At 70.3% G+C, this 13,482-nt stretch carries 14 protein-coding genes; 8 read left to right on the plus strand and 6 right to left on the minus strand.

What is annotated here, in order from left to right; genetic code table 11:
• Window positions 1–9 precede the first annotated feature (9 nt).
• The 6 genes from hisB to O9255_RS05925 all read left to right on the plus strand — a co-directional run bounded on the left by hisB (window position 10) and on the right by O9255_RS05925 (window position 5,684).
• Window positions 10–1,152, plus strand: a complete 1,143-nt coding sequence (hisB, locus tag O9255_RS05900) for a bifunctional histidinol-phosphatase/imidazoleglycerol-phosphate dehydratase HisB (RefSeq protein ID WP_297865924.1) — start codon at window positions 10–12, stop codon at window positions 1,150–1,152.
• A gap of 8 nt (window positions 1,153–1,160) precedes the next feature.
• Entirely contained in the window at window positions 1,161–1,784 is a 624-nt protein-coding gene (gene hisH / locus O9255_RS05905) for an imidazole glycerol phosphate synthase subunit HisH (RefSeq protein ID WP_345781361.1), read from the plus strand.
• Window positions 1,785–1,792: 8 nt separating this feature from the next.
• Entirely contained in the window at window positions 1,793–2,563 is a 771-nt protein-coding gene (gene hisA / locus O9255_RS05910) for a 1-(5-phosphoribosyl)-5-[(5-phosphoribosylamino)methylideneamino]imidazole-4-carboxamide isomerase (RefSeq protein ID WP_297865925.1), read from the plus strand.
• Entirely contained in the window at window positions 2,563–3,336 is a 774-nt protein-coding gene (gene hisF, locus O9255_RS05915; protein WP_297865926.1) for an imidazole glycerol phosphate synthase subunit HisF, read from the plus strand. Before hisA ends, hisF begins: the two co-directional genes overlap by 1 nt.
• A complete protein-coding gene (hisIE, locus tag O9255_RS05920) occupies window positions 3,329–3,976 on the plus strand; it encodes a bifunctional phosphoribosyl-AMP cyclohydrolase/phosphoribosyl-ATP diphosphatase HisIE (protein WP_297865927.1) in 648 nt (215 codons plus the stop codon). The genes hisF and hisIE overlap by 8 nt, the downstream gene beginning before the upstream one ends.
• A gap of 148 nt (window positions 3,977–4,124) precedes the next feature.
• Window positions 4,125–5,684 carry a calcineurin-like phosphoesterase family protein gene (locus O9255_RS05925; RefSeq protein ID WP_297865928.1) on the plus strand — a complete coding sequence of 520 codons (1,560 nt, stop codon included), beginning with the start codon at window positions 4,125–4,127 and terminating at the stop codon, window positions 5,682–5,684.
• A gap of 19 nt (window positions 5,685–5,703) precedes the next feature.
• Here the strand turns inward: O9255_RS05925 and O9255_RS05930 are convergent, their stop codons facing one another.
• Window positions 5,704–6,834 carry a glycosyltransferase gene (locus O9255_RS05930; protein ID WP_297865929.1) on the minus strand — a complete coding sequence of 377 codons (1,131 nt, stop codon included), beginning with the start codon at window positions 6,832–6,834 and terminating at the stop codon, window positions 5,704–5,706.
• Between the two features lie 191 nt (window positions 6,835–7,025).
• On the opposite strand from O9255_RS05930, the gene O9255_RS05935 reads away from it, so the two are divergent.
• Window positions 7,026–8,105 carry an alkene reductase gene (locus O9255_RS05935; RefSeq protein WP_297865930.1) on the plus strand — a complete coding sequence of 360 codons (1,080 nt, stop codon included), beginning with the start codon at window positions 7,026–7,028 and terminating at the stop codon, window positions 8,103–8,105.
• Here the strand turns inward: O9255_RS05935 and mtnC are convergent.
• The 3 genes from mtnC to O9255_RS05950 are packed head-to-tail and all read right to left on the minus strand — an operon-like array spanning window position 8,095 to window position 9,991.
• Complete coding sequence (mtnC, locus tag O9255_RS05940) at window positions 8,095–8,802, minus strand: acireductone synthase (protein WP_297865931.1); 708 nt, start codon at window positions 8,800–8,802, stop codon at window positions 8,095–8,097. The two genes, O9255_RS05935 and mtnC, sit on opposite strands and share 11 nt — an antisense overlap.
• Complete coding sequence (locus tag O9255_RS05945) at window positions 8,799–9,359, minus strand: acireductone dioxygenase (RefSeq protein WP_297865932.1); 561 nt, start codon at window positions 9,357–9,359, stop codon at window positions 8,799–8,801. Before O9255_RS05945 ends, mtnC begins: the two co-directional genes overlap by 4 nt.
• Window positions 9,356–9,991: a methylthioribulose 1-phosphate dehydratase gene (locus O9255_RS05950; RefSeq protein ID WP_297865933.1), complete on the minus strand. Its 636-nt coding sequence runs from the start codon at window positions 9,989–9,991 to the stop codon at window positions 9,356–9,358. The genes O9255_RS05945 and O9255_RS05950 overlap by 4 nt, the downstream gene beginning before the upstream one ends.
• Before the next feature lie 135 nt (window positions 9,992–10,126).
• On the opposite strand from O9255_RS05950, the gene O9255_RS05955 reads away from it, so the two are divergent.
• Window positions 10,127–10,435: a high-potential iron-sulfur protein gene (locus O9255_RS05955; protein WP_297865934.1), complete on the plus strand. Its 309-nt coding sequence runs from the start codon at window positions 10,127–10,129 to the stop codon at window positions 10,433–10,435.
• A gap of 51 nt (window positions 10,436–10,486) precedes the next feature.
• Here the strand turns inward: O9255_RS05955 and O9255_RS05960 are convergent, their stop codons facing one another.
• Together O9255_RS05960 and O9255_RS05965 are read right to left on the minus strand one after the other, a co-directional pair.
• Window positions 10,487–12,028, minus strand: coding sequence for a DNA recombination protein RmuC (locus O9255_RS05960; RefSeq protein ID WP_297865935.1), 1,542 nt, complete (start codon window positions 12,026–12,028; stop codon window positions 10,487–10,489).
• Between the two features lie 118 nt (window positions 12,029–12,146).
• The gene (locus tag O9255_RS05965; protein ID WP_297865936.1) at window positions 12,147–13,481 is read right to left on the minus strand and encodes an amino acid permease; all 1,335 of its coding nucleotides are present in this window, start codon (window positions 13,479–13,481) and stop codon (window positions 12,147–12,149) included.
• Between the last annotated feature and the right edge of the window lies 1 nt (window position 13,482).

The following is a 13,482-nucleotide window of genomic DNA, read 5'->3' on the forward strand; positions in this document are numbered from 1 at the left end:
GACCCTGCCATGCCCCAGAAGATCCTGTTCATCGACCGCGACGGCGTGCTGATCGACGAGCCCGCCGACGAGCAGATCGATTCGTTCCAGAAATTCCGCCTCACGAAGGGCTGCATCGCCGCCCTGCAGAAGCTCCGTGATGCCGGCTTCCAGTTCGTCATGGTCAGCAACCAGGACGGCCTCGGCACGCCGAGCTTCCCGCGCGAGACCTTCGAGGGGCCGCAGCGCCTGCTGCTGCAGATCCTCGAATCGCAGGGCATCACTTTCCGCGAAGTGCTCATCGACGAGAGCTTCGCGCGCGAGAACCTGCCAACTCGAAAGCCCGGCATCGGGATGGTCATGCACTACCTGCGTGATCGCGACATCGACCTCGCCAGCAGCGCGATGGTCGGTGACCGCGAAACGGACATGCAATTCGCCACCAACCTCGGTGTGCGTGGTTTCCGCTTGAAGGACGGCCACTACGACTGGGCGGGCATCGCGCATGCGCTCACCGCTTCGCCGCGCACGGCCACCGTCGAGCGCGCGACGAAGGAGACGAAGATCACCGTGCAGGTCGACCTCGACCGCGCGAGCGAGCCGGCCATCGCCACCGGCCACGGCTTCTTCGACCACATGCTGGAGCAGCTCGGCAAGCACGGCGGCTTCGGGTTGGCCGTGCGCTGCGCCGGCGACCTGCACATCGACGAGCACCACACCGTCGAGGACTGCGCGCTGGCCATCGGCCAGGCATTGAAGCAGGCGCTGGGCGACAAGCGCGGCATCGGCCGCTACGGCTTCGATGGCGGCGAGGGGCAGGGCGGTGAACCTTCGTCGGCCGGGGTGGACGGCTTCGGCGCCGAGGCTCGGGCCGCGTTCGCGCTGCCGATGGACGAGACCCGCGCTTCCGCGGTGGTCGATTTCTCCGGCCGGCCCTACTTCGTCTTCGAAGGCGCGTTTCAGCGCGCCGAGGTGGGCGGCCTCGCCACCGAACTGGTGCCGCACTTCTTCCGCTCGCTCTGCGAAACCGCCGGCCTGAACCTGCACCTGCAGGTGCGTGGCGAGAACACGCACCACATGGTCGAGGCCTGTTTCAAGGTCGTCGCCCGCGCGCTGCGCCTCGCGATCCGTCGCGAAGGCACGGCCTTGCCGAGCACCAAGGGCGTGCTGTGAGCGGCGCGTTGCCCGCCCTTGATGCCTCGCGCATCCGGCTGGTGCTGCTGGATTCCGGCGGCGCCAACCTCGGTTCCGTGCAGGCCGCGTTCGCGCGGCTCGGCGTGGAGGCGCCGGTCACCAGCGACGCCCAGCGCATCCGCGCGGCGACCCATGTGCTGCTGCCCGGCGTCGGCGCTGCGGGCCCGGCAATGGCGCGACTGCGCGCGAACGGTCTCGATCGCCTCATCCCGACGCTCACGCAGCCGCTGATGGGCATCTGCGTCGGCATGCAGCTGCTGTTCGAGCACTCGGTCGAAGGCGAGGTGGATTGCCTCGGCCTGCTGCCGGGTCGCGTCGAGCGCCTGCCGGAGTCGCCCGGCGTGCGCGTGCCGCACATGGGGTGGAACGGGCTGCAGGCGGCCTCCGCCGAGACGGCCGCGCACCCGCTGATGGCCGGGCTCGACGGCCGCCATGCCTACTTCGTGCACAGCTACGCGTATCGCGGCGACGCGAACGCGCTGGCCACCAGCACGCACGGCCAGCCCTTCACCGCCATCGCCGCCCGTGGCCACGTCATGGGGGCGCAGTGCCACCCCGAGCGCAGCGCCGCGACCGGCGCGCGCCTCCTCCGCAACTTCCTTTCGCTTTAGGCGTCATCGTGTCCTTCATCCTCTATCCCGCCATCGACATCCGCGAAGGCCGCGTCGTGCGTCTCCGCCAAGGCGACTACGACGCCGAGACCCGCTATGCGGACGACCCGCTCGCCCTCGCGAAGCGCTATGCCGAGGCCGGCGCCGAGTGGCTGCATCTCGTCGACCTCGATGCCGCGAAGGCCGGGGGTTGGACGCTCGGCCCGCTCGTCGAGGCGATCCGCCGCGAGACGACGCTGAAGGTTCAGACCGGCGGTGGCGTTCGCGACGATGCTGACGTGCTGACGATCCTCGGGGCGGGCGCCTCGCGGGTCGTCATCGGCTCGCTGGCCATCAGGCAGGCGAACCGGGTGCTCGGCTGGCTGGAGCGCTTCGGCAACGATCGGATCACCATCGCCCTCGATGCCCGCGCCGACGATGCCGGCGTTTTCCGCTTGCCGGTGCATGGTTGGACCGAGGCCTCGGGCCTCGCGCTGTTCGACCTGCTCAAGCGCTATGCCGACACCGGCCTGCGCCACCTGCTGTGCACCGACATCGCGCGCGACGGCATGCTCGCGGGCCTCAACCTCGACCTCTACCGGGAGATCGCCACGCGTTTCCCTGAGGTCGCGGTGCAGGCCTCCGGCGGCGTGGCCTCGCCCGACGATGTCCTCGGCGCCCGCGCGGCCGGTGCTGGCGGTGCCATTCTCGGCAAGGCCTTGTTGGACGGCCGCTTCACGATGGTCGATGCCTTGGCTGCGTTGGATGCGGCCGAGGGCCGGCCGCAGGAGACGGCCTGATGCTCGCGCGACGGCTCATTCCCTGTCTCGACGTCCGCGACGGCCAGGTCGTCAAGGGCGTGCGCTTCCGCGACCATGTGGTCATGGGCGGCATCGAGGAACTCGCCCTGCGCTACCGCGACGAGGGCGCGGACGAGCTGGTGTTCTACGACATCACCGCCAGCCCCGAAGGCCGCAGCGTCGATCGCACGTGGGTGGAGCGGGTTGCGACGATCATCGACATCCCGTTCTGCGTGGCCGGCGGCATCCGCTCCGTCGACGATGCGCGGGCCATCCTCAACGCGGGCGCCGACAAGGTGTCGGTGAACTCGCCGGCGCTGGAGCGCCCCGGTCTGATCGACGAACTGGCCGCCGCCTTCGGCGTGCAGTGCGTGGTCGTCGGCGTCGACTCGCTGAAGGATGCGGACGGCGAATGGCGTGTGCGCCAGTACACCGGCGACCCCTCGAAGACCAAGGCCCTGGGCCGGCGCACGCTGGATTGGGTGGCCGAGGCGCAGCAGCGTGGCGCCGGCGAGATCGTCCTGAACTGCATGGGCAGCGACGGCGCCAAGACCGGCTACGACCTCGAACAGCTGGCCGCCGTGCGCGCGATCTGCCGCGTGCCGCTGGTCGCTTCGGGCGGTGCCGGCGCGATCGAACACTTCGTTGATGCGTTCCGCGTGGCCGACGTCGATGCCGCGCTTGCCGCATCGGTCTTCCATTCGGGTACCGTGCCGATCCCTGAGCTCAGAGCCCGCCTCGCCGAGGCCGGCATCGAGGTGCGACGTGACTGAACCCACCCCCGGCGCCCCGGCGCCCTTCGACCTCGACGCCCTCGACTTCGCGAAGCAGGGCGGCCTGTTGCCGGCCATCGTGCAGGACGCGCGCACGCGCCGCGTGCTGATGCTCGGCTACATGGACCGCGCCGCGGTCGAGGCCACCGTCGCCAGTGGCAAGGTCACCTTCTTCAGCCGCAGCAAAAACCGCCTGTGGATGAAGGGCGAGACGTCCGGCGACGTGCTCGAGTTCCGCAGCATCGAGACCGACTGCGATGCCGACGCCCTGCTGGTGCAGGCCATCCCGCATGGGCCCACCTGCCACCTGAAGCGCTGCAGTTGCTTCCCCGAGGCGCCGGGCAGCGTGCTCGCCGAACTCGAAGCCACCATCGAGCAGCGTGAACGCGATCGCCCCGCCGGCAGCTACACGACGACGCTGTTCGAATCCGGCGTGCGCAAGATCGCTCAGAAGGTCGGCGAGGAGGGCGTCGAGACGGCCCTCGCGCTGGTCGCGCAGGACGACAAGGCCGTGCTCGACGAGGCGGCCGACCTCGTGTTCCACACGCTCGTGGGTCTTCGCGCGCGCGGCCTCGGCCTCGGCGACGTCGAGCGCGTGCTGGCCAAGCGCCACCAGGGCAAGGCCCGCGTCAGCGGTTGACGCGGTTGCGGCCCTCGCGCTTCGCCGACTAGAGCGCGGCGTCCGCGCGCGCGACCAGCGGCTCGAACGCCCCGTCGCTGCGGCACTGCAAGCTTGTTGGCCGCATTACGCCCCGATAGGCTGCTGCGGCCACTCCATGCCACCGACGATGACCTCCACGACACGCCGTCGCCTTCGCCTTCTTGTCCCCGGCGTCTGCCTCATCGCCGCGACGGCAGCTTGCGGTGCGCCGCCGGCCCTGGTCGGCCGGGTGCACCTTGACTGCGATGCGAATGGACGGATCGACGCCGGGGAGCCGCCCTTGGCCGGGGTGCGGATCTCCGACGGCGAACGCATCGTCACCAGCGATGCCTCGGGAGGGTTCCGCCTCGAGCGTCCTTCGGGGCCGGTGTTCGTGGTGAAGCCGCCGGGCCACCGCTTGCCGACACGCGACGATGGCCTCCCGGATTTCTGGCGCCCTGCTGGGACGACCCGCTGGGACATCGCGCTGGCCGAAGCGCCGCTGGCACCGCCCTACGACATGCGCGTGTTCGGTGATCCGCAGCCGAAGAACACGGCCGATGTCGACTACTTCGAGCGCGACATCGTCGCGGACGAAGCCCGCCTGCCGCGCGCGCGCCTCGGGGTTTCGCTCGGCGACATCGTCCACGGCAACCTCGCCCTGCTGCCGGCGATGGCCCGCGCCACCGCGGCGACGCGCATTCCGTGGCTGCACGCCAGCGGCAACCACGATCGCGACCATGGCGCGGCGACCGACGAGGCCTCGCTCGAAAGCTTCCGCCATGTGTTCGGCCCCGACACCTTCGCTTGGGAAGAGCCCGGCCTCGCGGTCGTCGTGCTCGACAACGTCATCCACCAGCCCGGCAGCGGCGTGCCCGCGCGCTATATCGGCGGATTGCGCGAGGCGCAGTTCCGCTTCCTCGAGGCGTGGTTGCCGACGGTGCCTGGCGACGCTCTGCTCGTGCTGGCGATGCACATCCCGCTGTTCGACGACGACCCGGATCCCGCCATCGACTCCTTCCGCGACGCGGACCGGCAGCGGCTGTTCGACCTGCTGGAACGGCGCGCCAACACGCTGGTGCTCTCCAGCCACACGCACATCCAGCAGCATCGCTGGCATGGCGCCGAGGCGGGGTTCGCTGGCGCTACGCCCTTGCACGAGTACAACGTGGGCGCGGCCTGCGGCGCGTTCTGGACGGGGGTGAAGGATGTGCGCGGCATCCCCGACACGCGCATGGCCGACGGCACGCCCAACGGCTACGCCACGCTCACCGTCCAACCGGAGGGTCGCTACGCGCTGCGATGGCACGTGGCCGGCGAGTCGGGCGATCCGCCCTTCGGGTTGCACGCGCCGAAAGTGCTGCGCCGTGGCGCGTGGCCGGGCTTCGGTGTCTACGCGAATGTCTGGATGGGCGATGCCGACACGCGCGTGGAGTACCGCGTGGGCGGTGGCGAATGGCAGCCGATGCGCCGCGTCGAGCGCGCCGACCCCGAACTGCGGGCCATCAATGCCGACGATGACCGCAGCGATGTCCTGCGGGGCTATGACCGCGCGCCGGAAGCCATTCTCTCGCAGCACCTGTGGCGTGGCGCGCTACGGACCGACCTGCCGGCCGGCGAGCACGAGGTCGAGGTGCGCGTCTTCGACCGCTGGCGTGGTGAGCTGCGCCGCAGCACGCGCTATCGGTTGGCCAACGTCGAGCCCTGAGGCAGGCTCGGCGCGGGGCTCAGAGCAGGATCGGCAGCAGGCTGGCTTTGGCGGCCAGCAGCAGAACGAAGCCGGCCTTCGCCCACTGCCAGGCGTCGTGCCGGCCTGGCGCGCGCCCGCGATCGGCCCATTCCGCCGCGGCCACGCGTGCGCGACGGAGGGTTTCCTCGATGCGGGCGTCCTCGCTGAACCGCGTCGTGGCCTCGTGCTGGGCCGCCGAGCGGATCGCGCGTGCCTTCTCGGGGGGCAGGGCATGGACGTCGGCCAAGGTGCGCCGCCAGGCGGCCGCATCGCCTTCTGGCACGAGGAAGCCCGTGCGCCCGTGTTCGATGTAGATCCGCGACGACATCGCATCGGTTGCCACGACGATGGCGCCGAGGGCCATCGCGTTGCAGATCGTCTGGTCCGCGGTGCAGCGCTGCAGCCCGGGCGTGATCGCCATGGCGAACACCCGGCTGTCGGCCACCGCCTGCCAGTAGGTCCGGAAGGTCCAGTCGCTGACGACCTCGACGTTCGGCAGGTCGGCGGCCCAAGCCTTGACCTGCGCCGTCACCGGCGAGGGCGGCAGGCCGATGCGCAGGGTCCAGGGCTCGCCGCGCATCGCGTCGAGCAGGGTGCGGTAATCGCGGTAGCTGTGTCCGCCGGTGACGATGGCCTCGCCGGGTTCAGCCTGCCGCTGCAGGTCGTAGCCCGTGAGCGAGGTCGACCACGGCAGCGGCTTCACTACGGCTTCCGGCAGCCCGAACACCGACACGTAGAGCGGGATCTCTTCGCGCGAATGGGGTTGGACTTCGGCGAGCAGGCGACGGCCCAGCCACAGGGGCAGGCGTTGCGCCCAGCGGTGCAGGGCGGTCCGGCCCGGCTGCCAGTGCGCGTCGACGATCAGGTGCGGTGCGGTGATCCACGGGCACAGGGCCGCGAGGGCCAGGTAAACCAGGTCGGCCCGTTCGCCGCCATTGATCAGCACCGCGTCGGCTGCCGCAGCGCGGCGGAGGAGCCGCGTGATCACCGAGGGGTCGGGGACGCCCGCCCGCGCCCAGACCCGGCGCCAAACACCAGGGCGGCTCCCTGACGACGCCGAAACGGTCTCGACGCTGGACGACCAGCGCAGGGACTTGTGGAAGGGCAGGGTGGAGACGATGCGTGTCACCGGGGACGTCCGTGATCCGAGTGTGCGTTCCCTCACAGTTTATCGGGGCCGCCTTCCGGCCCGGTGCACGGCCGTGTGAAAAGTGGTGGCAGCCGGCGGCGAAACGCTGCGTTCCGTCCGCGGCGGCTCGCCAGCGCTTGGGAGCCGGCCTCGCCGCCCGCACCTCGGCATCCCCAACCCGTGGAACCTCCATGAGCCCCCTGTTCACCCCGACCACCGCCGGCACCCTTGCCCTGCCGAATCGCATCGCCATGGCGCCGCTGACCCGCGCCCGTGCCGGCCGCACGCACATCCCCAATGCCCTGATGGCCGAGTACTACGCGCAGCGGGCCAGCGCCGGCCTGCTGATTGCCGAGGCGACGATGGTCTCTTCCGACGCCAGCGCCTTCACCGGCGAGCCGGGCATCTTCGACGAGGCCTGCGTGGACGGTTGGAAGCGCGTGACCGACGCCGTGCATGCGAAGGGCGGCCGCATCCAACTCCAGATCTGGCATCCGGGCCGCGCCGCCCACTCCCTGCTCGACGGAGGCCGCCAGCCGGTGTCCAGCAGCGACCGCGCCATCCAGGGCGACACCATCCACACGCCCGAGGGGCCGAAGCCCTACGAAGTGCCGCGCCGCCTCGACGTGACCGAGCTCCCGGGCATCGTCGACCTGTTCGTGGAGGGGGCCAAGCGCGCGATCCGCGCCGGCTTCGACGGCGTGCAGATCCACGGCGCGCACGGCTACCTGGTCGACCAGTTCCTGCGCGACAGCGTCAACGACCGCACTGACGGCTACGGCGGCTCCATTGAGAACCGCGCTCGCCTGCTGCTGGAAATCGTCGATGCGGTATCGGCCGAGATCGGCGCCGGCCGCGTCTCGGTGCGCATCTCGCCGCTGGTCGCCTACAACGACATCCGCGACGGCCAGCCGGTGGCACTGGTCGAGTACGTGGCGCGCGAGCTGGATGCGCGCGGCATCGGCTTCCTCGAGATCCGCCACGGCGACCAGTCGCTGCCGGAAGAGCAGGCCGTCGGTGCGGCGGCGCGGCGCAACTTCCGCGGCCCGCTGTTCCTCAACGGCGGCTTCGACGCGGTGTCCGCCGCCGAAGCCATCGCCGCGGGCCGTGGCGACGTGATCGTGTTCGGCCGGCCCTTCATCAGCAACCCGGATCTTGTCGAGCGACTGAGCGCCAACGCACCGCTGGCCGAGGTGGATTTCTCGACGCTCTACACGCCGGGCCCGAAGGGCTACACCGACTACCCGGCGCGGGACGCCGTTACGGCGTGATCTCGGCGAAGCTCTCCACGCGCGGGTGGCCGTTCGTCGCGGCCTCCCGCGAGTTCGGGTAATCACCGCGGCGATCGAGCAGCGCGGTGCGCAGGCCCGCCTCGCGGGCTGCGTCCAGTTCCTCGACGATGTCGGAGAGGAAGAGGATGTGCGAGGGCGCGACGCCGATGTCGGCGGCGATGTGGCGGTAGCTGCCGACTTCGCGCTTGCCGCCGATCTCGGTGTCGAAATAGCCGGAGAACAGGGGCGTCAGGTCGCCGACGTCGCTGTGGCCGAAGAACAGCTTCTGCGCCGGAACCGAGCCCGAGCTGTACACGTAGAGATCGTGGCCCGCGGCCTTCCAGCGCTTCAGCGCGTCGCCCGCGTCGGCGTAGACGTGCGCCCGGTACTCGCCCAGCGCGTAGCCCTCGGCCCAGAGCTGGCCCTGGATCGCCTTCAAGGCCGTGTGCTTGCGGTCCTCGTCGATCCAGGCGAGCAGCTGCTGCACCGCGGCCTCGTCGCGCGAGTCCTGGTGCGGGTGGCCGATCTCCAGCGCCACGGCATCGAGCCAGCGGCGGATCTCCGGCTCGTGCCGACGGGCTTCCACGAAGCCGGGCAGCGCCGCGCGCGCGTAGGGGAACAGCACGTCCTTGACGAAGGCGATGCTGCTCGTCGTGCCTTCGATGTCGGTGAGGATGACGGTGGGGGTCGTGTTCAAGCCAAGGCCTCGCCGCGTTCGAAGCGCGGGAAGCGCTGGGCGATGTCGCTGCCGGTGAAGTTCGCCACCCAGCCTTCGACGTTGGTGAAAAGGCGGATGGCGATGAAGAACGGCTCCGGGCCCATATCGAACCAGTGCGTCGTGCCGTCCGGTACGCCGATCAGGTCGCCGGCCTCGCACAGGATCTCGTAGACCTTGCCGCCCACGTGCAGGGTGAACAGGCCCGAGCCCGCGACGAAGAAGCGCACCTCGTCCTCGCTGTGCGTGTGCTCGTTGAGGAACTTCTGGCGCAGCGCGTCCTTCTGCGGGTGGTCGGCCGTCAGGCTGATCACGTCGACGGCCTTGTAGCCGCCCTCGGCCATCAGGCGATCGATGTCGCCCTTGTACGCGGCGATCACCTCGTCCTGCGAGGCGCCGGGCTGCACCGGGGCATTGGCGGCCCACTGCTCGAAGCGCACGCCGATCTTCGCGAGCTCCGCGGCGATGGCGCTGTGCTCGCGGGTCTCGAGCAGCACGGTGGACGGGTCGGTGTCGTTGAACAGGCGGATGCGGCTCATGCGTGCAGTCTCCGGAGCTCGAGTTCGCAGGAAAGGAGGAATTCGAAGGCGTCGAGGTGGCGGCGGGCTTCGGCCATGTCGCGGCCCCACGCGTACAGGCCGTGGCCTTCGATCAGATAGCCCCACAGCGGGCCGCGATCGAGTTCGGCCTCCACCATCGCGGCCAGCGCCGGCATGTCCTGCGAGTTCGGCAGCACGGGCACGCGCACGGCGCCTTCGTGGGTGTCGTTGCCGCGGAAGGCCTTCTGCAGCTCGTAGCCCTCGAAGGTGATATGGCCCTGCTTCGCGAACAGGCGCGAGGCGATCGTCTGCGTCTTCGAGTGCGTGTGCAGGATGCAGCCGACGTCGGCGAAGCGGCGGTAGAGCTGCGTGTGCAGCAGCGTCTCGGCCGAGGGGCGCTTCTCCGTCGCGACCGGGCGGCCGTCGAAGTCGACGACCATGATGTCGTCCTGCACCAAGCGGCCCTTGTCGCGGCCCGACACGGTGATCGCGCAGTGCTGCGCGTCGAGGCGCTGCGAGAAGTTGCTGCTCGTGGCCGGGGTGAGTCCGAGGTGGGCCAGCTCACGGCAGTTCGTGATCAGGCTACCGGCGGCGTCGGCGAGACGGTGGGGGTCGTAGGGCAGGGCGCTCATGGGCGAAGTTTAGGGTGCGCCGGGTGAATGGGCCATTCGCGATGCGAAGCATTCGCCAATGGGCTTGCGGATCGTCAAATGCCGGCGACGCGAAGGCGGCTACCGTGGCGGTCGCCAACCCACTGGGAGAGCCCCTTGGATACCCCGAACCGCCGTCGTTTCCTGCAGCTGGGCGCCGTCGCCCTGGCCGCGCCCTTCGCCGCCCGCCTTGCCATTCCAGAGGCCCAGGCGCAGGCCCTTCCGCGTCTCCCGCTCGACCATCCGCAAGGCAAGGCGCTGGCCTACATCGAAGACGCGACGAAGACCACGCACGCCAGCTTCAAGCCGGGCAGCAACTGCCTGAACTGCCAGTTCTATACAGCCGCCAACCAGGGCTGCACCCTGTTCGCCGGCTTCAGCGTCGAGCCGAAGGGCTGGTGCGCGGCTTGGGCGAAGAAAGCCTGATCGATCCGCCCCGTCCGCGGTGGCGGACGGGGTTCCCCCGGATCTCGCCCCTCAGGAGGCGTCCGGCGGGCTGTCGAGCAGCGGCAACGCGCCGGTGTCCGCGCCGGCCACCGGCAAGAGGTCCTCGTGGAGCGGTCGCTTGCCTTTGGCGCCGGCCTCGACAAGGCGACGGGCGCGCGCGACGACCGATTGCGGCGACTCCGACAGGCGATTCCGCGCCGTCTTGAACGCCTTCTGGCCGGCATCGAGCTTGGCTTCGATCTCGTCGAAGTCCGTGATGAAGGACGACAGCGCGTCGAGCAGCTTGCCGGCCTCGTCGCCAATGATGCCGACCTGGCGCTGCAGCTTGTCGCGCGTCCACAGCCGTTCGACGACACGCAACATGGCCATCAGCGTGTTCGGTGAGACGAACACGACCTTGCGCTCGAAGGCCTCGGCCTGCAGGCCCGGATTGAATTCGAGTGCGGCGGCCAGCGCCCCCTCGATCGGCACGAACATCACGGTGAGGTCGAGCGACTTCCCGCCCATCGCCTTCGGGTAGTTCTTTTCGGCGAGGTCGCGCATGTGGCCGCGCAGCGCGGTGGTGTGTCGCGCCAGGGCCTCCTGGTGTGCGGCCGGGGTCTCGGCGTTGCAGGCTTCGGCCCAGGCCACGAGGTTCACCTTGGCGTCGACGACCACCTGGCGGTCGTCCGGGAGGTGCACCAGCACGTCGGGGCGCAGCAGGCTGCCACTGTCCTCGTCGCGTGCGCTGTTCTGCTTGACGTAATTGCGGCCTTCCTCGAGGCCCGAAGCCTTGAGCACGGTGTCGAGGATCATCTCGCCCCAGTCGCCGCGCGTCTTCGCATTGCCCTTCAGCGCCCGCGCGAGGTCGTCGGTCGAGGTCGCCATCCGCTGGTTGAGCTGCTGGAGCTGCTCGATCGAGCCGCGTAGCGTGTGCACCGTCGCGGTCTGGTCGGTGCCCAGCTTCCGAAGCTCGGCCTGGAACTCGTTGAGCTTCGTCGCGAAGGGCGTCAGCGCGGACTCGAGGCCCACCTTCGAGGCGACCGCGGAATCGCCGATCTTGCGGTCCAGGGCAACGGCCTTTTCGTCAAACACCTTGCTGGCCACTTCGATGAAGGCGGTGCTGAGCTTGGCCTGCGCGTCCTCGAGGAAGGCCTTGGCCTGCTCGCGCGAGGCGATCGCGGCGTCGCGTTCCGCCGCGGCCCTCGCCAGCGAGGACGACAGCTCGCGGGCCTCGCGCTGTGCCACTTCCACCCGGGTGCTCGCGTCCGTGGCGGCCCCCTCGGCCTTCGCCTGCGCGGCGCGGGCGGCGTCGAGCTGCGCGAGCGCGCCGGCCTCGCGTGCGGCGGCGGTGGTCAGGTCGTCGCGCAGGCCGCGCAGCGAGGACTCGGCTTCCGCCACGCGCCGCTCCATGTCCGGGAGGCGGGCCGCATCGCGCAACAGGCCGTCAATGCGCGCCTGCTGCTCGCCGAGCTGTGCCTCCAGTTGCGCCGCGCGCTCTTCCAGCGCCCGGCGGCGGCGCCACAGCCCGATCGCCACCGCGCAGGCGGCCACGAGCAGCACCAGCAGGGTGGAGAGGATCCCGAGGTTCATCGATGCGTCGTCCATACGCCGCCATTCTAGGCGCGTGACGTCTCACGGGCGGAGACGGAAAACAAGAGCGGCGCGGAAATCCGCGCCGTTTTCGTGGGCTGGCGTTGCCGCCGACCGATCAGGGCGTCGGCGCGGTTCGCGATCCGAACAGGCGGAAGCCGCCCCAGGCCAGCAGGGCGATCAGCGCCGCACCGGCAGCCATCTTCGGCGGCGAAGACAGGATCAGCAGTGCGCAGGCGAGCAGGGCGCCGATGCCGAGTAGCCGGTCGCCGCCCGAGGGACGCCGCGTGGGCGTTCCCAGCAGCAGGCTCAGGCCCGCCGCCGCATAGGCGAGGACCACCAGCAGCACGACCATTCCCACGATGTCGCCGAACTGCGACGCCACCGTGTCGCTGATGGTGATGAAAGCGATGGCACTCATGCCGAGGGCCACCGCGAACAGGCCCCAGCCCGCGGCGCCGTTCGGGCGCAGCACGCCGAAGATGCGCGGCAGGTAGCCGCGCTGCGCGGCGCGAGCACCGGACTCGCCGGAAACGAGCATCCAGCCGCCCAGCGTGCCGGTGGCCTTCAGCGCGGCGGCGGCGGCGATCATCGGCACCGCCCAAGCACCGAAAATCTGTCCGGCCACCAGGGCGAACGGGGCGCTCGACGCAGCAAGTTCCTGCGCAGGCACGATGCCCATCACCAGCACGGACGAGACGAGGTAGACCGTGCCGGCAATGCCGATGCCGGCCAGCGTCGCGCGCGGCACGTTCTTTTCCGGATCGCGGACGATGCCGGCGACCATCGCGCCGGTCTCCAGCCCGACGAAGGCCCAGAACACCGGGGCGAGGGCCGAGAACATCAGCGCCAGGTCGGACTGCGGGTTCGGTACGCCGTTGTCGCCGACGTTCCAGGCTTCGCCGCTGGTATTCCAGGCCGACAGGAACAGTTCGCCGTCGAAGCGGCCCCAGCCGCCCAGCAACACCGCTGCGACCGGCAGCAGGCCGAAGATCACGCACATCGACTGGAAGCGGGCCACGCCACGCGGACCGAACAGGTTGATGGCGAACATCGTCCAGATCAGCACCAGCTGGCCGAACAGCTGCACCGTCGAGTTGCCGCCGTCGAGCGGCAGCAGGGTGACGAGGTAGCCGAAGGCCGCGACGGCGATGGCGTTGTTGCCGATCCACGAGCTCAGCCAGTACAGCGCGGTGGCGAGGAAGCCCATGTCGCGGCCGAGCGCCGGACGCACGTAGTCGTCCGGCGATTCGAGGTTGGGGTAATCGCGGGCGAGGCGCGAGAACGCCCCGCCGAGGAAGGCCGCGATGACCGTGCAGGCCAGCCAGCTCAGGGCGGTCACGCCGCCCTGCGTCGCCAGCGTGGCCGGCAGCAGGAAGAACCCCGAGCCGATCATGTTGTTGGCCACCACGAAGGTGGCCAACACCGGCCCGATCTTGCGAGCGTCAGTCATC

Source organism: Silanimonas sp., assembly GCF_027530345.1.
In the GTDB taxonomy this organism is placed as follows: Bacteria; Pseudomonadota; Gammaproteobacteria; order Xanthomonadales; family Xanthomonadaceae; genus Silanimonas.